The following is a 21585-nucleotide window of genomic DNA, read 5'->3' on the forward strand; positions in this document are numbered from 1 at the left end:
TAGAAATGAGCATTCCATCAATTGGATGGTGAATGTTGATTTCTAGTCTTTGATTAGATCGTTCTTTAAAAATTTGGGTATGTGATAGAAAGTTAGACCGGGCAGCACTTTCACTGGTGGTGTCACGGGCTAAGGTAAAATTTGTGAGTTAAATTGCGAATTTTCGGCGAATGTCGTCTTCATAGTATAACCAGATTGCTTGGGGTTATATGGTCAAGTGAAGAAGCGCATACGGTGGATGCCTTGGCAGTCAGAGGCGATGAAAGACGTGGTAGCCTGCGAAAAGCTTCGGGGAGTCGGCAAACAGACTTTGATCCGGAGATGTCTGAATGGGGGAACCCAGCGGTCATAAGACCGTTACCTTACACTGAATACATAGGTGTATGGAGCGAACCAGGGGAACTGAAACATCTAAGTACCCTGAGGAAAAGAAATCAACCGAGATTCCCTTAGTAGTGGCGAGCGAACGGGGACCAGCCCTTAAGCTGTATTGAGATTAGCGGAACGTTCTGGAAAGGACGGCCATAGTGGGTGATAGCCCTGTACGCGAAAATCTCTTTGCAGTGAAATCGAGTAGGACGGAGCACGAGAAACTTTGTCTGAATATGGGGGGACCATCCTCCAAGGCTAAATACTACTGACTGACCGATAGTGAACTAGTACCGTGAGGGAAAGGCGAAAAGAACCCCGGAGAGGGGAGTGAAATAGATCCTGAAACCGTATGCGTACAAGCAGTGGGAGCCCACTTTGTTGGGTGACTGCGTACCTTTTGTATAATGGGTCAGCGACTTATTTTCAGTGGCGAGCTTAACCGAATAGGGGAGGCGTAGCGAAAGCGAGTCTTAATAGGGCGTCTAGTCGCTGGGAATAGACCCGAAACCGGGCGATCTATCCATGGGCAGGTTGAAGGTTGGGTAACACTAACTGGAGGACCGAACCGACTACCGTTGAAAAGTTAGCGGATGACCTGTGGATCGGAGTGAAAGGCTAATCAAGCTCGGAGATAGCTGGTTCTCCTCGAAAGCTATTTAGGTAGCGCCTCATGTATCACTGTAGGGGGTAGAGCACTGTTTCGGCTAGGGGATCATCCCGATTTACCAACCCGATGCAAACTCCGAATACCTACAAGTGCCGAGCATGGGAGACACACGGCGGGTGCTAACGTCCGTCGTGAAAAGGGAAACAACCCAGACCGTCAGCTAAGGTCCCAAAGTTATGGTTAAGTGGGAAACGATGTGGGAAGGCTTAGACAGCTAGGAGGTTGGCTTAGAAGCAGCCACCCTTTAAAGAAAGCGTAATAGCTCACTAGTCGAGTCGGCCTGCGCGGAAGATGTAACGGGGCTCAAACCATACACCGAAGCTACGGGTATCACTTAGGTGATGCGGTAGAGGAGCGTTCTGTAAGCCTGTGAAGGTGAGTTGAGAAGCTTGCTGGAGGTATCAGAAGTGCGAATGCTGACATGAGTAACGATAATGGGTGTGAAAAACACCCACGCCGAAAGACCAAGGTTTCCTGCGCAACGTTAATCGACGCAGGGTTAGTCGGTCCCTAAGGCGAGGCTGAAAAGCGTAGTCGATGGAAAACAGGTTAATATTCCTGTACTTCTGGTTATTGCGATGGAGGGACGGAGAAGGCTAGGCCAGCTTGGCGTTGGTTGTCCAAGTTTAAGGTGGTAGGCTGAGATCTTAGGTAAATCCGGGATCTTAAGGCCGAGAGCTGATGACGAGTGTGCTTAGGCACACGAAGTGGTTGATGCCATGCTTCCAAGAAAAGCTTCTAAGCTTCAGGTAACCAGGAACCGTACCCCAAACCGACACAGGTGGTTGGGTAGAGAATACCAAGGCGCTTGAGAGAACTCGGGTGAAGGAACTAGGCAAAATGGCACCGTAACTTCGGGAGAAGGTGCGCCGGTGAGGGTAAAGCATTTACTGCGTAAGCCCATGCCGGTCGAAGATACCAGGCCGCTGCGACTGTTTATTAAAAACACAGCACTCTGCAAACACGAAAGTGGACGTATAGGGTGTGACGCCTGCCCGGTGCCGGAAGGTTAATTGATGGGGTTAGCTAACGCGAAGCTCTTGATCGAAGCCCCGGTAAACGGCGGCCGTAACTATAACGGTCCTAAGGTAGCGAAATTCCTTGTCGGGTAAGTTCCGACCTGCACGAATGGCGTAACGATGGCGGCGCTGTCTCCACCCGAGACTCAGTGAAATTGAAATCGCTGTGAAGATGCAGTGTATCCGCGGCTAGACGGAAAGACCCCGTGAACCTTTACTATAGCTTTGCACTGGACTTTGAATTTGCTTGTGTAGGATAGGTGGGAGGCTTTGAAGCGTGGACGCCAGTCTGCGTGGAGCCAACCTTGAAATACCACCCTGGCAACTTTGAGGTTCTAACTCAGGTCCGTTATCCGGATCGAGGACAGTGTATGGTGGGTAGTTTGACTGGGGCGGTCTCCTCCTAAAGAGTAACGGAGGAGTACGAAGGTGCGCTCAGACCGGTCGGAAATCGGTCGTAGAGTATAAAGGCAAAAGCGCGCTTGACTGCGAGACAGACACGTCGAGCAGGTACGAAAGTAGGTCTTAGTGATCCGGTGGTTCTGTATGGAAGGGCCATCGCTCAACGGATAAAAGGTACTCCGGGGATAACAGGCTGATACCGCCCAAGAGTTCATATCGACGGCGGTGTTTGGCACCTCGATGTCGGCTCATCACATCCTGGGGCTGAAGCCGGTCCCAAGGGTATGGCTGTTCGCCATTTAAAGTGGTACGCGAGCTGGGTTTAGAACGTCGTGAGACAGTTCGGTCCCTATCTGCCGTGGACGTTTGAGATTTGAGAGGGGCTGCTCCTAGTACGAGAGGACCGGAGTGGACGAACCTCTGGTGTTCCGGTTGTCACGCCAGTGGCATTGCCGGGTAGCTACGTTCGGAATAGATAACCGCTGAAAGCATCTAAGCGGGAAACTAGCCTCAAGATGAGATCTCACTGGGACCTTGAGTCCCCTGAAGGGCCGTCGAAGACTACGACGTTGATAGGTTGGGTGTGTAAGCGCTGTGAGGCGTTGAGCTAACCAATACTAATTGCCCGTGAGGCTTGACCATATAACACCCAAGCAATTTGCGTCGAAAGAGCAGATTGCGGTGTGTGAAGACGACACAAACCGAAAATTGGCAACAACCCACAGATCTATCACATCCCCATTAGTTGGCCCGTTGCGCGCAAGCACGACGATCCGGCAGCCGAATTTCTTGACGACCATAGAGCATTGGAACCACCTGATCCCATCCCGAACTCAGCAGTGAAACGATGCATCGCCGATGGTAGTGTGGGGTTTCCCCATGTGAGAGTAGGTCATCGTCAAGATTAAATTCCGAAACCCCTGTCTGCTTATGCAGACAGGGTTTTTGTTTGTGCGCAGGAAAAAGTCCGATCAGGTGGCAATCCTGCTCGCTTGCCCTTAAGGTTCTGCCATCAGTTTTTCATTCAATTCATGGGCCGTCTGCGCGAAACTCGATGACGGTATCAGTCAAGGAAGCAGCTATGCCGGTTACACCAACGCTCAGTGCTGGATTCATGGTGGTTCATGGCAACCGACTGGATGAGTTGCGCAGCCTTGTCGTTTCATGGATGCGGCGTTATCCGCTGGCGCCCCTGGAGAATGAGATTGCGTTGGTGCAAAGCAACGGCATCGCTCAATGGTTGAAGCTGGCTCTGGCTGAGGACTCTCAGGACGACGATCAGGGTGGATGCGGAATCGCAGCCGCAGTGGATGTGCAACTCCCCGGCAGTTTCATGTGGCAGCTGTACCGAGTGGTGTTGGGACGTGATGAAATTCCAGCGACTTCGCTGTTGGACAAGGCACCTCTCACCTGGCGTTTGATGCGCCTGCTTCCTGCGCTGATTGATCAGCCACATTTCGAGCCGTTGCAACGCTTCCTGACTAACGACACCGATCTACGTAAGCGTTACCAGCTCTCTGAAAGGCTCGCGGACCTGTTTGACCAATACCAGGTCTATCGGGCTGACTGGCTCGAAGACTGGGCGGCGGGTCGCCATCAATTGCGCAACGGCCGAGGCGAGAGCAAGGCTCTGACCCCGGCCAATTGCTGGCAGGCAGAGTTGTGGCGTGCGCTACTGCTGGACGTCGGCGTCGAAGACATGGCGCAAAGCCGCGCGGGCGTTCACCAGCGTTTTATCGAGCGTATCAATAGCCTGACCGAGGCACCTGAAGGCCTGCCTTCGCGGGTCATTGTGTTTGGCATCTCTTCGCTACCGGCGCAAGCGCTCGAAGCCCTGGCCGGTCTGGCGAAATTCAGTCAGGTGCTGCTCTGCGTGCACAACCCGTGTCGGCACCATTGGGCAGACATCGTCGCCGATAAAGACCTGTTACGGCATCAATATAAGCGTCAGGCGCGTAAAGCCGGAATGCCCGTCGTGCTGGACCCCGAGGCGCTGCATCAGCATGCACATCCGCTGCTCGCCGCGTGGGGCAAACAAGGTCGTGACTACATCAATCTGCTGGACAGTTATGACGAGCCCAACAGCTACCGGGCAGCGTTCAGGGACGGACGTATCGATCTGTTCAGTGAGAGCGAACCTCGCACGCTACTGAACCAGCTTCAGGACGACATTCTCGAGCTGCGCCCACTCAGCGAGACCCGCGATCTGTGGCCTGCGGTCGACCCAGGCAAAGACCGATCGATCCGTTTCCATGTAGCGCACAGCGCGCAGCGGGAAGTGGAAATCCTTCACGATCAATTACTCGCCCGTTTCAGCGCTGACCCGGATCTGCGCCCGCGCGATGTGATCGTCATGGTCCCCGACATCGATAGCTACGCCCCGCACATCCGTGCCGTGTTCGGCCAGCTCGAGCGTGATGATCGACGCTTCATTCCGTTCACCCTGGCCGACCAAGGCCAGCGCGGCCGTGAACCGTTGTTGATTGCAGTCGAACACCTGCTGAAGATCCCGGACAGTCGATTCCCGGTCAGTGAAATCCTTGATCTGCTGGACGTCCCGGCACTGCGCGCACGGTTTGGCGTCGAAGAGCGTGACCTTGCGACGCTGCATCGCTGGATTGAAGGTGCGGGTGTTCGTTGGGGCTTGAACGCCAAGCAGCGCGCGGGCCTGGGTTTGCCTGATGAACTGGAGCAGAACAGCTGGCATTTCGGTCTGCGTCGCATGCTGCTGGGCTACGCCGTCGGGGCGGGCGCTTCCTGTGACGGCATTGAACCGTACGATGAGATTGGCGGGCTTGATGCCGCGCTGATTGGCCCTCTGGTCTCACTGATCGATGCCTTACAGGTTGCCCATAGTGAGCTCTCGCTCCCGGCGACGCCCCAGATTTGGGGCGCGCGTCTGCAAGCCTTGGTGCAAGTGTTCTTCGCGGCCGACAGTGAGCATGACGACTACCTGCTCGGCCAACTCGAGCAGTTGCGTGAAACCTGGCTGGACACCTGTGAATCGGTAGGCCTGCTCGACGAACTTCCCCTGACTGTCGTACGCGAAGCCTGGTTGGCCGGTCTTGACCAAGGGCGTTTGTCTCAGCGCTTTCTGGCGGGCTCGGTTAACTTTTGCACCCTGATGCCCATGCGTGCAATCCCCTTCAAACTGGTCTGCTTGCTGGGCATGAACGATGGCGACTACCCACGAGCGCAGCCGCCGCTGGACTTTGACTTGATGGGCAGCGACTACCGTCCCGGCGACCGTTCCCGGCGCGAAGATGACCGTTACTTGCTGCTTGAAGCGCTGCTCTCCGCACGTGATCAGCTGTACATCAGCTGGGTCGGGCGCAGCATCCGTGACAACAGCGAGCGTCCGGCGTCGGTGCTGATTGGTCAGCTTCGCGATCATCTCGCCAGCGGTTGGAAGCCGGTCGGTGCGGTAGAGCCAGAAGACGCGGAGAAACGTAATCCCGGCGAGCAACTGCTACACACGCTGACCCTCGAACACCCCTTGCAGCCGTTCAGCGCACGGTATTTCCATGACGGCAGCGGTTTCTTCAGCTTCGCTCGCGAATGGCAGATGCTGCACGAGTCGAACATCCCGGTGGCTGACGCGACGGCACTGTCCGAGCATCAGCAGGAGGAGCCGCTCAACCTGGCGCAACTACAAGACTTTCTGCGCAACCCGGTCCGGCACTTTTTCAGCCAGAGATTGAAGATTTTCTTCGAAGTGGCCGAAGCGCCCCTCGCGGATGAAGAACCCTTCGTGCTCGATGCCCTTGAGCGCTATAGCTTGAGCGAAAGCCTGCTTGAAGCGGCATTGGCGCGGCCCGAGCAGATCGATGACGCCTTGCTGTCCCAGGCCCGACGGCTGCAAGGCAGTGGGTTGCTGCCCATGGCCGGCTTCGGCGCGAGCCTGCAAGAGGAGCTGATCGAGCCATTGCCTGACCTGCTCCAGCGTTATCAAGACCTGCTGCGCCAGTGGCCCGAACCGCTGAACAGTGCATTGCCCGTCAGCTTTACTCACCAGCAGGTGAGTCTGGACGGCTGGCTCAGCGGGCTGCATAAAAACAGCAGCGGTGGGTTGTTGGCCGTGACCGCAATTCCGAACGCCATTGGCTCGAAGAAAACCCGCAAGTGGCATCGATTGACGCGGCCCTGGGTGATTCACCTGGTGGCCTGCGCTTGCGGTCTACCGCTGAGCACGGCGTTGGTCGCCAGCGATGAAACCCTGTTGCTGGACCCGCTGGAAAAAGACGCCGCAGCGACAGCGCTTAATCATCTGTTGATGGCCTGGCAAACCGGAATGCAGCGACCACTGCCCGTGGCCGTGAAAACCGCGTTTGCCTGGCTCGGCCAGAGTGACGAAGCGAAGGCAGAGGCAGCAGCCTGCAAGGCGTATGAAGGTGATGGCCAGACCACCAATGGTGAGCGTCGCGAAAGCACTGCGTTGGCCCGTCAGTTCCCGGATTTTGCTGCGCTGATCGACAGCGAAGAATTTGTGGGTTGGTGTGACGCCCTGTATCGCCCATTGTTTGAAGCCCCCTGGCAATCCCTGTCCACGGCGGAGGCCAGCGCATGAACCTCAATCAAACAGAACAGCCGACTCAACAACAGACAGCATCCCTGGCCCTGCGCTTTCCCCTTCACGGCAGCCAGCTGATCGAGGCCAGTGCCGGCACCGGCAAGACGTTCACCATTTCTGCGTTGTACCTGCGCCTGGTCCTCGGCCATGGCGGCGAATCGGGCTTCGGCCGAGAGTTACTGCCGCCGCAAATCCTGGTGGTGACCTTTACCGATGCCGCCACCAAAGAACTGCGCGACCGTATTCGCACTCGGTTGGCGGAAGCTGCACGGTTCTTTCGTGATGAGATGGCAGCACCCGATGATCTAATCGCTGAGTTACGCGATCAGTACAGCGCCGAGCAATGGCCTGCGTGCGCCAATCGCCTGGATATTGCCGCGCAGTGGATGGATGAGGCTGCGGTGTCGACTATCCACAGTTGGTGTCAGCGCATGCTGCGCGAGCACGCCTTCGACAGTGGCAGCCTGTTCACCCAAACCCTGGAAACCGATCACAGCGAATTGCTCAGTGAAGTGCTTCGCGATTACTGGCGGCGGTTTTGTTATCCCATGAGCGGTGATGCGCTGCAGTGGGTGCGCGCCCATTGGGGCAGCCCGGCGGCATTGCTGCCGAGAGTTCGGGCCCTGTTCGGCAACGCTGGCGACGGCGATAGAGGCCATACAACCCAAGAGCCTGCCGAGCTGATCGCGGCGACATTGCAGCAACGTCGCGAAGCGTTGCAGGCCCTGAAAGCCCCTTGGGTCGACTGGGCCGCCGAGCTGCTGGCGATCTGCATTGACGCGGTTACGCGCAAGGCCGTCGATGGGCGCAAGATGCAGGAGCGCTATTTCAAGCCGTGGTTCGAAAAGCTCACCGCGTGGGCGGCAGACGAGGATCAGGAAGAACTCGATCTGGGCACTGGCTTCACTCGCCTTACGCCCGATGGCTTTGCCGAAGCGTGGAAGGGTGACGCACCATCGCACCCGGCGCTCGACGCGATGCTCGAACTCAAGGCCAGTCTCGACACCTTACCCACGCCTGATGCCGCCGTGCTTGAACACGCTGCGCAATGGGTAGGCACACGCTTCGAAGAAGAGAAGCGTCGGCGAGCAGAGATGGGTTTCGATGACATGCTGCTCAGGCTCGATGCGGCATTGGGCAGCGCCGGGGGCGAGCGTCTGGCGACCCTGATTCGTGAGCAGTTCCCCGTGGCACTGATCGATGAGTTCCAGGACACCGACCCCGTGCAGTACCGGATTTTCGAGCGCATCTACCGACTCGAAGAGAACAGTCGCGAGACCGGGCTCTTCCTCATCGGCGACCCGAAACAGGCGATCTACGCGTTCCGTGGCGCTGACATCTACACCTACCTGCGCGCGCGCTCGGCCACCACTGGGCGCTGGCACACGCTGGATAAAAACTTTCGCTCCAGCCATGCCATGGTGGAGGCCGTCAATCATGTATTCGGGCGCGCCGAGCAACGCGAGCAAGGGCGCGGCGCCTTTCTGTTCCGTGACGGCAATGGCAATCAGGTGCCGTTCGGACCTGCCAAATCCCAAGGGCGCAAAGCGCTGTTTCAGGTTAATGGCCAAGCGCCCGCTGCGCTGAATGTCTGGCAGCTGGAAAGCGATCAACCGGTCTCTGGTGCGACCTATCGACAACAGCTGGCCGCCAGTTGCGCCAGCGAAATCGTGCGCCTGCTCAATGAAGGCCAGCAAGGTCACACCGGGTTCGTTCTGCCGGGTAAAGCGCTGTGCGGTTTACTGCCCGCCGATATCGCGATCCTGGTGCGAGACGGCAAAGAGGCGCAGGCCGTGCGCGGTGAGCTGTCGGCACGAGGTGTGCGCAGTGTTTATCTGTCGGACAAGGATTCGGTGTTCGCCGCGCAGGAAGCACACGACGTGCTGAGCTGGCTCAAAGCCTGCGCCGAACCGGATTCGGAGCGTACCCTGCGCGCCGCCTTGGCCTGCATCACTCTGAACCTCTCACTGGCCGAGCTTGAACGTCTGAATCAGGACGAATTGGCGTGGGAAGCGCGCGTCATGCAGTTCCGCGGCTATCGTGCGATCTGGCGCAGCCAGGGCGTGCTGCCGATGCTGCGGCGCTTGCTGCACGACTTCCAATTGCCGCAGGCGCTGATCAGCCGCAACGACGGCGAGCGCGTGCTGACCAACTTGCTGCACCTGTCTGAACTGCTGCAACAAGCCGCTGCCGAACTGGACGGCGAACAAGCTCTGATTCGCCATCTAGGCGAGCATCTGGCGTTGTCCGGTCAGGCGGGTGAAGAGCAGATCCTGCGCCTGGAAAGCGATGAGCAACTGGTCAAAGTGGTGACCATCCACAAGTCCAAAGGCCTGCAATACCCGTTGGTGTTCCTGCCGTTCATCTGCTCCTCAAAACCGGTGGATGGCAGCCGCTTGCCGTTGCACTTTCATGATGCGGACGGAAGGGCACAGATCAGTCTCAAGCCCACGGCAGCCTTGATCGAACAAGCGGATAACGAGCGTCTCGCCGAAGATTTACGCCTGCTCTACGTCGCCCTCACACGGGCAGAGTCCATCTGCTGGTTGGGCGTGGCGGACCTCAAACGCGGCAATGCCAACAGCTCAATACTGCACCGCTCTGCGCTGGGCTATCTGCTGGGTGGCGGGGCGCCGTTGACCGAATCCGCGGGGCTGAGCCAATGGCTGCAACACCTAAAAGCCGACTGCACGGCCGTCAACGTCGAAGCCATGCCCGAGCCGACGAGCATCACGTTCAGTCCGCCACGCAATGAAGCTGTCTTGCTTAAACCACGCCTGCCAAAACGCCGTGCCGCCGAAAACTGGTGGATTGCTTCGTACAGCGCCTTGCGTATTGGCGACACACTCACCGCAGGCAGCGACGAATCCCCGGACAGCCCGCAGGCGCAAAAACTGTTCGACGACGAACGACTCGATCCCGACGCACCCCGCGAGGTGCTGGTCAGTGGTGGCGACATCCATCGGTTCCCGCGCGGGCCTAATCCCGGGACCTTTCTGCATGGCTTGCTGGAATGGGCCGGGCGTGAAGGTTTTGCGGCAGCGGCCGCCGACCTGCTCAAACTGGAAAAAGCCATCGGCAGCCGCTGCAATCGGCGCGGCTGGCAAGGCTGGATTCCGACGCTCACTGACTGGATGACGCACCTGCTCAATCTGCCGCTGCGTCTGGCGGCGGATGATCAGCCTATGTCGCTGGGGCAGTTGGGCCAGTATCAGGTCGAAATGGAGTTCTGGTTCGCCTGTCACAAGGTCGACGTGGCACGGATGGATACGCTGGTTCGGCGCTACACCCATGACGGCGCGCCGCGAGCTCCGGCGGAAGCGGCGTCGCTCAATGGCATGTTCAAAGGGTTTATCGACCTGACGTTCGAGCACCAGGGCCGTTATTACGTGGCCGACTACAAGTCCAACTGGCTGGGCGTTGATGAAGAGGCCTACACCGAGCAAGCGATGACCGCCTCGATTCTGGACAACCGTTACGACTTGCAATACGTGCTGTACCTGTTGGCCCTGCACCGCCAGCTCAAGGCGCGTCTGGCTGACTACGATTACGACCGGCACATGGGCGGCGCGCTGTACCTGTTCCTGCGCGGCACCCGTGCGCCGAGTCAGGGCGCCTACTTCACCCGTCCGCCGCGTGAGCTGATCGAGCGTCTTGATCTACTGTTTCAAGGCAAGTCATTGCCCCAGGAAGATGTGCTGTCAGGAGAGTCCGCATGAGCCGCTCATTCGCTGAACTGTTGCCCACACCGCTGGATGCACAAAGCCTGGCCGAGCTGACGCCACTGAGTCGTGTCGACGACCTGCTGCTGTTGCTCGAGCGCTGGGTCGAGCGTGGCTGGCTGCGGGCGCTGGATCGGGCCTTTGTCGCATTCCTCAGCGAGCTGGACCCGCAGGCGGATTCGCTGGTGCTGCTGGCGGCGGCGTTGACCAGCCATCAACTGGGTCATGGGCATGTCTGCCTTGACCTGTATGAAACATTGAAAGAGCCGGACTTTGCCCTGTCACTGCCGCCTGAGGGCGATGTGCAGGCCGGTCCGATGCTGCTGCCCTCGCAATTGCTGGTGGCGCTGGACGGTGGCGCCTGGTGTCAGGCGTTGGCTGGCAGTGCCTTGGTGGCGCAGGCCGATGATCACAGCGAGGCTGCGGCGCACAAGCCATTGGTGCTGTCGGGTCGGCGTCTGTATTTACGCCGTTACTGGCACTACGAAAGACGTATCGCCGCAGCATTGCGTCAGCGTCTGGCGCAACAGGACGCCGCGCCCACAGATCTGGCGCAACGACTCGATGCGTTATTTGGCAAGGCCAATCCGGCCCCGGACGCGCTGATCGACTGGCAAAAACTGGCGTGCGCATTGGCGACGCGCGGGGCTTTCAGCATCATCACGGGTGGCCCTGGTACCGGTAAAACCACGACGGTGGTGCGGCTGTTGGCGTTGTTGCAGGCGCCTGCCGTGGAGAGTGGCCAGCCGTTGCGCATTCGTCTGGCGGCACCCACCGGTAAAGCGGCTGCTCGGTTGACCGAGTCCATCAGTCATCAAGTGCAGTCCCTTGAAGTGGCTGAAAACGTGCGGCAAAAAATCCCCAGCGACGTGACCACCGTGCACCGTCTGCTGGGCAGCCGACCGGGCACCCGTCATTTCCGCCATCACGCGGGTAATCCGCTGCCGCTGGACGTGTTGGTGGTCGATGAAGCTTCCATGATCGACCTGGAAATGATGGCCAATCTACTGGCTGCGTTGCCGGCCCATGCACGCCTGATTTTGCTCGGTGACAAAGACCAGTTGGCCTCGGTGGAAGCCGGCGCGGTGCTGGGTGATTTGTGTCGTGATGCGGAAGCGGGCCTCTATAGTCCGCAAACCCAAGCCTGGCTGCAGGCAGTCAGCGGCGAAGACCTGGGCAAAAGCGGATTGCAGCAAGGTGACGCCACGCAGTTCCCGTTGGCCCAACAAGTGGTGATGCTGCGCCATTCCCGGCGTTTCGTGCAGGGCAGCGGTATCGGCCAATTGGCCCGGCTGGTCAATCAACAACAGGCCGAAGACGCACGGGCATTGCTTGCCGCGCGCAGCCACAGCGACCTGTTTGCACTGGCGCTCAAGGGTGAACAGGACCGCTCTCTGGAGCGCTTGCTGCTAGAGGGGTTGGGGCAGGGCACCGAAGGCCCGCAAGGTTATCGGCATTATCTGGGTGTGCTGGCCGATCAGCGTCCTGCCGAAGGGGCCGCGCTTGAAGATCCATGCTGGACACTGTGGGCGCGCTCGGTGCTGGAAGCGTTCGATTCGTTCCAGTTGCTGTGTGCCGTGCGCAAAGGCCCGTGGGGTGTTGAAGGGCTGAATCAACGGATCACTCAGGCGCTGTTCAACGCGAACCTGATCGAAAGCGATCAGCACTGGTATGAAGGTCGTCCGGTACTGATGACGCGTAACGATTACGGGTTGGGCTTGATGAACGGCGACATCGGCATCGCCCTGCGCTTGCCCGAACGCAGCGGGCCAGAGGCGGGACGCCAGGTGCTGCGTGTCGCGTTTCCGCGCAATGACGGCAACGGCGGCGTACGGTTTGTGCTGCCCAGCCGGCTCAACGACGTTGAAACCGTGTACGCGATGACCGTACACAAATCCCAAGGCTCGGAGTTCGCCCATACCGCGCTGATCCTGCCTGAGTCCTTGAATCCGGTGCTGACCAAAGAGCTGATCTACACCGGCATCACGCGGGCCAAGCACTGGTTCAGCCTGATCGAGCCGCGCCAGGGTATTTTCGACGAGGCGCTCAGGCGCAAGGTCAAGCGCCTGAGCGGTTTGATGCTGGGGTTATAGCGGACGTAGCCCCATAAATCGCCTGACCCGCTCACCCGCGTCATGCGCCCTGATCACTTGGGGCGTGGCGTCGACCTGGATGAGCCCGTCCTCCATGAAAATGACCCGGTCGGAAATCGACAGGGCAAAGTCCATTTCGTGGGTGACGATGAGCATGGTCATGCCCTCTTTGGCCAGGTCGCGAATCACGTTCAGCACGTCGCCCACCAACTCCGGATCAAGGGCGGAGGTGGGTTCGTCGAACAGCATGATCTGTGGGTCCATCGCCAGGGCGCGAGCAATGGCGACGCGCTGTTGCTGACCGCCAGACAGCTGATGCGGGTATTTGTGGGCGTGGGCCAGCAGGCCGACCTTGTCCAGGAGCGCATAGGCGCGTTGTTCGCTCGGTGGCTGTTCGCGGCCGTGGTAGAGCGGTGCGAGGGTGATGTTGTCGACGATGGTGCGGTGCGGGAACAGGTTGAAACTCTGGAAAACCATGCCGATGCGCTGCACGCCGTAGCGGACCTGAGCACTGTTGAGGTTGTCGCCGGCATGGATGAAGCTTTCGCCGAACAGAATGATCTCACCCTGATCAATGCTCTCCAGGCTGTTGATGGTGCGGATCAGTGAGGTCTTGCCCGAGCCGGACGGGCCGATGATGGAAATCACCTGGCCGGCGTTCACGTCCAGATCGATGCCTTTGAGCACGTCATGCTGGCCATAACTTTTGTGGATGTTATGCAGCTGTAGCGCGGGCGCGGCGCCGATGCCGTTTTGCGTGCGGACGACGCTCGATGTCGGTATCAGGCTGGCGCGTAATTGAGCAACGCCAGCCGTGTCGAGGGTTTGCGGCGTGCGGTTGTTTAATTCCAGGTGTTGCTCAAGACGCTGCAGCAACCAGCCGAACAGGCTGACGATCAACACGTAGTACACCGCCACGGCTGACAGGGTTTCCATCACCAGGAAGTTCTGCGCGTAGAGGCGCTGGCCGACGGTCAGCAGCTCGGTCAGCGAGATGACCGAGACCAGTGACGTCAGTTTGACCACGGTGATGTATTCGTTGATCAGGGTTGGCAGGGAAATCCGAAAAGCTTGTGGGATCACGATCAGCCGTTGCATGCCAATCAGACCGATACCCAGTGCGCGCCCGGCTTCCTTCTGTCCTTTGGCAACTGAAATCAGGCCGCCGCGATGAATCTCCGCCATGTACGCCGCCTCGGTCACCACCAAGGCGAACAAGCCGGAATAGAAGGGGTTGGACAGCACTTCGCGGGTGAACGGAAACAGTTGGGGCAGGTTATAGACGAACACCACCAACACCAGCAGCGGGATGCTGCGAAAGAACCAGATATAAATCGACGCAGGCACACTCAACCAGCGTGAGGTCGAGAGTTTGGCCGAGGCCAGCAGAAAACCGAGCAGCATGCCGATGAACCAGGCCAGGGCACTGAGTTCGATCACCGTGATGCAGGCTTCCCAGAAATCCGACACAGAGAACAGAGAAAAAAAGTACGACCATTCAAATTGCATGTACACCTCAAGCTGCCGGCCTCGCAGGGGGCCGGCAGGTCAAACGGGAAAAAATCAGTGGGTGGGTTCTTCTAGGTTGTATTTCTTCAACAGGGCCGCGTATTCACCGCTTTTCTTGCTGTCGTCGAAGGCTTTAAGCAACGCCTGATACAGCGCTTCGTTACCTTTTTTGACGAAGATGCCCAGGGTCTGTTGATAGATGGAATGCTCGGTGCTGACCACCACACGGCCTTTGGTGCGCTCGGCGATCATGCCGGCCGCGCCATCGATTTCAACCTGGGTCTGGACGTTGCCGGACAGCAGCGCCTGGGTCACTTCCGGTGCTGACGGAAATTCGCTGACCGCAATGGCGCCTTTGTTGTTCGGCACGCAGTAGTCAGTGGACAGCTTGTTGAGCTGCGCCACCCAGGTCGTGCCTTTTTCCAGGCCGACTTTCAGGCCGCACAGGTCTTCTGGGGTTTTCGGTTTCAGCGGGTTGTCCTTGAGCACCATGATCGCAGCGCCGGTTTTGGCGTAGGGGATGGTCTGGGCCTGGGTTTGGCGCTCAGGGGTGATGTACATCCCGGAAATGATCGCATCGTAGTGGCCCGAGTTGAGGCCGAGGATCAGGCTCGGAAACTTGGTGTCGACGAATTCGGTCTTGAGGTCCATGTGCCTGGCCAGCAGTTGGGACAACTCGGGGTCGGAGCCGACCACATTCTTGTCTTTGTCATAGGATTCGAACGGTGGGTAAGTAATCTCCATACCGACCTTGAACTGCCCCGGCGTCACCGTTGTAGCGGCGTGGGCCAGGGTGGCGCCAAACACGGCGGCGGCAAGCACGGTCAAGCGGACAGCGGTGTTGTTTTTGTTGCGCATCGTCGGTGACTCCACAGTAGAAAAAAGGCGACATGGGTTAACGGGATCGTGACAGGGCTGCATTCAGGGAGCGTCCGGGGTCTGGTTTTTCAGGTGCCCGAAGCTCGACGGTTTGCGGGCTTTTTCCGGCAGTGCTATCTCGCCGTTTTCTACCCGTTTGCGTAGGTATTGGTAGGTCTGCAGGGCCTGGCCGAACATGTGTTCACCGATGGCGATTTCCTCGTAGTCTTTGCCGGCCTGAGCGAAGCTGGGCAGCGGCTTGATCTGGGTGTGGAAGTCGCAGGCGTAGAACAGCGGGAAGGAGTAACGCTCCTCACTCACCGTTCTGACACGATGAGCCGTAGCAACGAACGTACCAGCGGTCATGACCTCGAGCATGTCGCCGATGTTGACCACAAAGGCGCCCTCAATGGGCGGCGCATCAATCCACAGGCCCTGATCGTTCATGACTTCCAGACCCGGCTTGTCGGCAAGCAATATTGTGAAGCACTCGTAATCGGTGTGTGCACCAATACCGGGCGCGTCCTGCGCAGCGTCGTCGAACGGGTAATGGATCAGCCGCAGCTTGGACGGTGGGCGCGTGACCATCGCATCGAAGCAGTCTTCTTCCAGGCCCAATGCCAGGGCGAAGCCACCGAACAGCCTGCGGCCGAGCGCGAAAATTGCGGCGTAATAGGCTTGCACTGCCGCTTTGAAACCGGGCAGCAGCGGCCACTCGTTGGGCCCCAGCAGCGGCGTGTAGGCCAGCACCAATGGGTCATCGGCGGGCACTTCGAAGCCGATGTCGAAGGCTTCTTTATGGTCGGGCTTGCCCTTGGCGTAAACCTCTTCACCTTCGGGCACGAAGCCTTTATGGGTCTTTGAGGTGCCAATGTAGTGCTGCATCTTGGTGTCGAAGGACTGGTCGAAAAAATCCTTGGCCGCTTGATACAGACCGGTGATCAACTGCGCGTCGATGCCGTGGTTCTTGATGTACAGGAAACCGACCTCGCGGGCGGCGGCACCGAGCGCTGCGGCGACGGCCTGACGCTGGGCGAGGTCGGCACTGAACAACCCGGCAATGTCCACCACGGGGATGCTGCTGAAGTTGGCAGCGACCGAGGGTGCCGTGGTTTCGGAGAAATCAGGCATAACGAAAACGCTCCTTCAAAGACAAGTCGATTGAGTGAAACGCTGGAAGTGCTCGCGCTCGGTCTGGCCCATCCACACGTTCAGCGACCACAGATCGGCCACGGGTACGTTGGTGAAGGGCAGGTGATGCAAGTAACCGTCGGCGCCGAATTCCGGGGTCAGAGTGCTGACCTGATAGCCGCGTCTTTTTTGCGAGCACCAGATCGCTTCCCAATGCTGTTGATGGAAGGCCAGCTCTTTGGCGTATTCCGGCGCGGCCGGGTGCGGGACCTGTGGCCCCTGGTCATAGCCGACCCGGGCTTGAATGTGATGCACGCGATCGACGAACGCGCTGAGGTCATCCTCGGGGTCGTTGAGCAGGCGCTCGCAGGTGACGATCCAATGGCTGATGTCGCTGGTGAACAACAGATCAGGCAGTTGGCGGATCAGTTCGAGGGTGATCCACGGATTGAACAACGAGCGCGAGCGATGGGTTTCGAAGCTGCACACTTGACCGTGTTTGCGTGCCAGCTCCAGCGCCTGACCGAAAAAGTCGACCTGCTGTGGCAACTGCCAGCGGTCGTTGCCGGCAAGCACATTGACGAAGCGCGGCGACAGTTCGGCGGCCCAGGCGAGTTTTTTGTCCAGGTCGACCACGTGTTCAGCGACCGGTGCCGCCTGTTCGGGCAAGACGTTGTAGGCGGTGAAAACGGTGCTGATATAGCCGAGTTGGTTGGCCCTTAGAAACGCCGAGAATTCTGCACGCTCGCTGGCTTCCAGCGGCAGACGCGCTTCCATACCGTCGAAACCAGCGTCCAGCAGCTCTTCCAGCGCTTGGGTTTTACTCGCGGTATAGCCCCAGAGTGTGCGGAAAATATCCAGTTTCATCGACGACCTCAAAGATTCCTCGGGCTACGGCACAGCGCGACGACGGCATAAGCCGGGCCGGCAACGATGGGCAGTAGCGAAGGGGTAATCTTTGGGCCGAATCTCTGGGTATCCGGTCCCTTGGTGGGATGGATCTTAGGGGCGGCGCGGGAGCGGAAAGAATAGGAAAGCTCAAATCCATAGTTCAGAGATTTCTAAACTATCTAGACACGGATCAACTGTAGGAGCGGGCTTGCCCGCGATCCGCCGCGACCCCCGGCTTATCGCGGGCAAGCCCGCTCCTACATGGGGTTACTGTTCATCTGGCGGGTCCGCAAACAGCATTTCCTTGGTTTCGCCCAGCAAAAGCTGGCTGTTTTTCTCGGTCACTGTCCGGATGTAATCCCACAACAGGGTGATCCGCTTGAGCTTCCTCAGGTCCTCTCTGCAGTACATCCAGAATTGTCGTGTGATCTTCACTTCGCTCTCCAGCACCGGCAGCAAGCGCGGGTCTTGTGCTGCCAGGAAGCACGGCAGGATTGCCAGTGACCGACCTTGCAGCGCCGCCACATACTGGGCAATAACGCTGGTGCTGCGCAGGTGCGCGTTGGCGCCGGGGAGTAGATTGCTTAGATACAGCAGCTCCGAGCTGAAGGCCAGGTCGTCGACGTAACTGATGAACTGATGGTTGGTCAGATCCGTACTGCGTTGAATCGGCGGATGGCGGTCGAGGTATTCCTGGGTGGCGTATAGCCGCAGGCTGTAGTCGCACAGCTTGCAGCAGACATACGGCCCATGTTCGGGGCGCTCCAGAGCAATGACGATGTCGGCTTCGCGCTTGGACAGGCTGATGAAGTGCGGCAGCGGCAGGATATCCACCGAAATAGCCGGGTACGCGTCGAGAAAGTGCGTCAGCTGTGGCGTGATGAAAAAGCTGCCAAACCCTTCGGTGCAACCCATGCGGACATGGCCGGACAAGGCCACTCCCGACCCGGACACCTGCTCGCAGGCAAGGTGCAGCGTACTTTCGATCGACTCGGCATAACCGAGCAAGCGTTGGCCTTCGGGCGTCAGGATAAAACCGGTCGTGCGCGATTTCTCGAACAGTAATGTCCCCAACGATCCTTCCAGCGAATTGATCCGTCGGGACACCGTCGTGTAGTCCACCGCCAGGCGCTTGGCCGCGGTGCTGGCTTTGCGGGTGCGGGCGACCTCAAGGAAAAACTTCAGGTCGTCCCAATTGAGCAGGTTCAAGGAGGTGATGTTTTTTTGCATATTGATCCGGCTTTTATGAGCGTTCTTATTAGAAGTTTGCACATCTATACTCCAAAACACGGCCATGACCAACTTCTTGATCAGCGGTTCAGGAGCAAGACCCGCAAGGTCGCGAGCCACATCCCAGGCAACACCCACATGCCATAACACCCTGCACAAAAATAATAAGCGGAGGAGTTTATGAAGAACGCTACAACGGCGGACGCTGGCGCACTCGGTGCCAACCCTGCGAAAAAGGCCAAACCCTATCGGCTTGCCGGTATGGCGAGCATGGCCGGTACGACCATCGAGTGGTACGACTTTTTCCTCTACGGCACGGCTGCCGCGCTCATCTTCAACAAGATTTTCTTTCCCGCTCTGGACCCGATCACCGGTGTATTGGCAGCCTTCGCTACCTATGCCGTGGGTTTTCTCGGCCGGCCATTGGGCGGCGTGATTTTCGGCCACTTCGGTGACCGTATCGGGCGTAAGTCGATGCTGTTGCTGACGCTGCTGATGATGGGGATACCGACCATCATCATCGGCCTGATCCCCACCTATGATCAGATCGGCTACTGGGCCGCGTTGATTCTGGTGGTCATGCGCTTCCTCCAGGGCATGGCGGTTGGCGGCGAGTGGGGCGGGGCGGTGTTGATGGCCGTTGAGCATGCACCCGAAGGCAAGAAAGGCTTTTACGGCAGCTTGCCGCAAACCGGTGTGGGTGCCGGTCTGGTGTTGGCATCGCTGGCCATGGGCCTGGTTGCCAAATTGCCCGAAGCGGACATGCTCAGTTGGGGTTGGCGCCTGCCGTTCATCGCCAGCATCGTGCTGCTCGGCGTCGGCTGGGTGATTCGTCTGAAAGTCCCGGAATCACCGGACTTCGAAAAAATGAAAAAGCAGAACATTGCGGTCAAAATCCCGCTGTTTCAGGTGCTGCGCAATCATCCGCGCGAAACCCTGACCATCATCGGTGCCCGCACGGCAGAAAACGCCTGGTTCTATATGTCGGTGACCTTCGCCCTGGCCTACGCGGCCAACCAGTTGCAGATCCCGCGTGGCGATGTGCTAAACGCCATCACGGCTGGCGCGGCCCTGTCACTGATCACCATGCCACTGTGCGGGCACCTGTCCGACAAGGTCGGGCAACGTCGCTTGTACTTCGCCGGGCTGTTGCTGCTTTGCGCTTTCGTCTACCCGTTCTTCGCCATGCTCGAAACCCGCGAGCCACTGCTGGTCTGGTGGGCCATGGTACTGGCGGTCGGCGTAGTGTTTCCGATTTTGTATGCGCCTGAATCGCTGTTGTTCGCCCGGCAATTCCCTGCAGAAATTCGCTACAGCGGCATCTCGGTGTCGGTGCAACTGGCCGGCGTCCTGGGGGGCGGTTTCGCGCCAATGATCGCCACCAAATTGTTGGCCTACGCTGATGGTAGCCCTCATTACGTCATCGTTTATCTGATCGGCATGGGCGTGGTAGCGCTGTTCTGCACCGCCCTGATGAAGCCTGACCCGGCACGGCACAGGGCTTTATAGCCGCCGTTTGCTTTGACTTTTTTTGCCGCCCGCATCGGGCCGCTCGAATCCAGGAGAACTCCAATGAACGCTTCGCTCAATCCGTCCATCAATAAAAACGACACTGCCGTGGCCCGCGTCAAACTGCTGATCGGGGGTGAATGGGTCGATTCGCAGACCAACGAATGGCACGACATCGTCAATCCGGCGACTCAGGAAGTACTGGCGCAAGTTCCCTTCGCCACCGAGTCTGAATTGAATGCTGCGGTTGCGGCCGCCGAGCAAGCCTTCAAGACCTGGCGCCTCACCCCGGTAGGCGCACGGATGCGCATCATGCTCAAGCTCCAGGCGTTGATCCGCGAACACTCGAAACGCATCGCGGTGGTGTTGAGTGCAGAACAGGGCAAGACCATTGCCGATGCGGAAGGCGACATTTTTCGTGGTCTGGAAGTGGTCGAACACGCGTGCTCCATCGGGACTTTGCAGATGGGTGAATTCTCTGAAAACGTCGCAGGTGGCGTAGATACCTACACCCTGCGTCAACCGATCGGTGTCTGCGCTGGGATCACGCCTTTCAACTTTCCGGCAATGATCCCACTGTGGATGTTCCCGATGGCCATCGCCTGCGGTAACACCTTCGTGCTCAAGCCGTCCGAACAAGACCCGCTGTCGACCATGCTGTTGGTGGAACTGGCCGTCGAGGCGGGCGTGCCAGCCGGTGTGCTCAACGTGGTCCACGGCGGCAAGCAAGTGGTGGACGGGATCTGTACCCACAAAGAGATCAAGGCCGTGTCCTTCGTGGGTTCAACCGCTGTGGGTACTCACGTTTACAACCTTGCTGGTCAGCACGGCAAACGCGTGCAATCGATGATGGGCGCGAAAAACCATGCGGTGGTGCTGCCCGATGCCAATCGCGAGCAGACCTTGAATGCATTGGTCGGTGCCGGCTTCGGTGCCGCCGGTCAGCGCTGCATGGCGACGTCTGTGGTGGTGTTGGTGGGCGCGGCAAAACAATGGCTGCCAGACCTCAAGGCGCTGGCGCAGAAACTCAAGGTCAACGCCGGTAGCGAAGCGGGTACTGATGTCGGTCCGGTGATTTCCAAGCGGGCCAAGGAACGTGTGTTGGGCCTGATCGAAAGCGGTATCCGCGAAGGCGCCAAGCTGGAGCTGGATGGTCGCAACGTCTCGGTACCCGGGTTTGAAGACGGTAACTTCATAGGCCCAACCTTGTTCTCGGGTGTGACCACCGAGATGCAGATCTACACCCAGGAGATCTTCGGCCCGGTACTGGTCGTGATGGAAGTCGATACCCTCGATCAGGCGATTGCCCTGGTCAACGCCAATCCGTACGGCAACGGCACAGGCCTGTTTACCCAAAGCGGGGCGGCGGCGCGCAAGTTCCAGAGTGAGATCGATGTCGGCCAAGTGGGTATCAACATTCCGATCCCGGTGCCTGTCCCATCCTTCAGCTTCACCGGCTCGCGTGGTTCGAAACTCGGTGATCTGGGTCCGTACGGCAAGCAAGTCGTGCAGTTCTACACTCAGACCAAAACCGTCACCAGCCGCTGGTTTGACGATGACAGCGTGAACGATGGCGTGAACACCACGATTAACCTGCGCTAAGTCGCCTGAC

Annotated in this window: 10 protein-coding genes and 2 rRNA genes; 7 read left to right on the plus strand and 5 right to left on the minus strand. The window is 58.7% G+C overall.

The genetic code is table 11. From position 1 onward, the window contains the following. Window positions 1-211 precede the first annotated feature (211 nt). The 5 genes from RHM55_RS18300 (at window position 212) to recD (ending at window position 12845) form a co-directional block, all read left to right on the plus strand. Window positions 212-3102 (plus strand): 23S ribosomal RNA (locus RHM55_RS18300). A 146-nt stretch (window positions 3103-3248) separates the two neighbouring features. Continuing rightward, window positions 3249-3364: ribosomal RNA gene (gene rrf, locus RHM55_RS18305) — 5S ribosomal RNA — on the plus strand. A gap of 177 nt (window positions 3365-3541) precedes the next feature. Beyond that, on the plus strand, window positions 3542-7027 hold the full coding sequence (gene recC / locus RHM55_RS18310) for an exodeoxyribonuclease V subunit gamma (RefSeq protein WP_322177694.1): 3486 nt from the start codon (window positions 3542-3544) through the stop codon (window positions 7025-7027). Next, window positions 7024-10749 (plus strand): exodeoxyribonuclease V subunit beta, encoded by a 3726-nt coding sequence (recB, locus tag RHM55_RS18315; protein ID WP_322177695.1) that lies wholly within the window; start codon window positions 7024-7026, stop codon window positions 10747-10749. The genes recC and recB overlap by 4 nt, the downstream gene beginning before the upstream one ends. Then, complete coding sequence (recD, locus tag RHM55_RS18320) at window positions 10746-12845, plus strand: exodeoxyribonuclease V subunit alpha (protein ID WP_322177696.1); 2100 nt, start codon at window positions 10746-10748, stop codon at window positions 12843-12845. The genes recB and recD overlap by 4 nt, the downstream gene beginning before the upstream one ends. On the opposite strand, the gene RHM55_RS18325 is transcribed toward recD, so the two are convergent. From RHM55_RS18325 to RHM55_RS18345, 5 genes are all read right to left on the minus strand, one after another. Next, window positions 12840-14354 (minus strand): amino acid ABC transporter permease/ATP-binding protein, encoded by a 1515-nt coding sequence (locus tag RHM55_RS18325; RefSeq protein ID WP_322177697.1) that lies wholly within the window; start codon window positions 14352-14354, stop codon window positions 12840-12842. The genes recD and RHM55_RS18325 overlap by 6 nt on opposite strands. A gap of 54 nt (window positions 14355-14408) precedes the next feature. Next, window positions 14409-15212, minus strand: coding sequence for an ABC transporter substrate-binding protein (locus tag RHM55_RS18330; RefSeq protein WP_322177698.1), 804 nt, complete (start codon window positions 15210-15212; stop codon window positions 14409-14411). Between the two features lie 63 nt (window positions 15213-15275). Further along, entirely contained in the window at window positions 15276-16343 is a 1068-nt protein-coding gene (locus RHM55_RS18335) for an isopenicillin N synthase family dioxygenase (protein ID WP_322177699.1), read from the minus strand. Window positions 16344-16358: 15 nt separating this feature from the next. Further along, on the minus strand, window positions 16359-17210 hold the full coding sequence (locus RHM55_RS18340; protein ID WP_322177700.1) for a sugar phosphate isomerase/epimerase family protein: 852 nt from the start codon (window positions 17208-17210) through the stop codon (window positions 16359-16361). A gap of 291 nt (window positions 17211-17501) precedes the next feature. Next, the gene (locus RHM55_RS18345) at window positions 17502-18464 is read right to left on the minus strand and encodes a LysR family transcriptional regulator (protein WP_219064331.1); all 963 of its coding nucleotides are present in this window, start codon (window positions 18462-18464) and stop codon (window positions 17502-17504) included. Window positions 18465-18644: 180 nt separating this feature from the next. On the opposite strand from RHM55_RS18345, the gene RHM55_RS18350 reads away from it, so the two are divergent. After that, the gene (locus RHM55_RS18350) at window positions 18645-19973 is read left to right on the plus strand and encodes an MFS transporter (RefSeq protein WP_322177701.1); all 1329 of its coding nucleotides are present in this window, start codon (window positions 18645-18647) and stop codon (window positions 19971-19973) included. Window positions 19974-20036: 63 nt separating this feature from the next. Continuing rightward, window positions 20037-21575 carry a CoA-acylating methylmalonate-semialdehyde dehydrogenase gene (locus RHM55_RS18355; RefSeq protein WP_322177702.1) on the plus strand — a complete coding sequence of 513 codons (1539 nt, stop codon included), beginning with the start codon at window positions 20037-20039 and terminating at the stop codon, window positions 21573-21575. The last annotated feature ends 10 nt before the right edge of the window (window positions 21576-21585 follow it).

The sequence above is a fragment of the Pseudomonas sp. MH9.2 genome (genome assembly GCF_034353875.1).
Lineage (GTDB): Bacteria > Pseudomonadota > Gammaproteobacteria > Pseudomonadales > Pseudomonadaceae > Aquipseudomonas.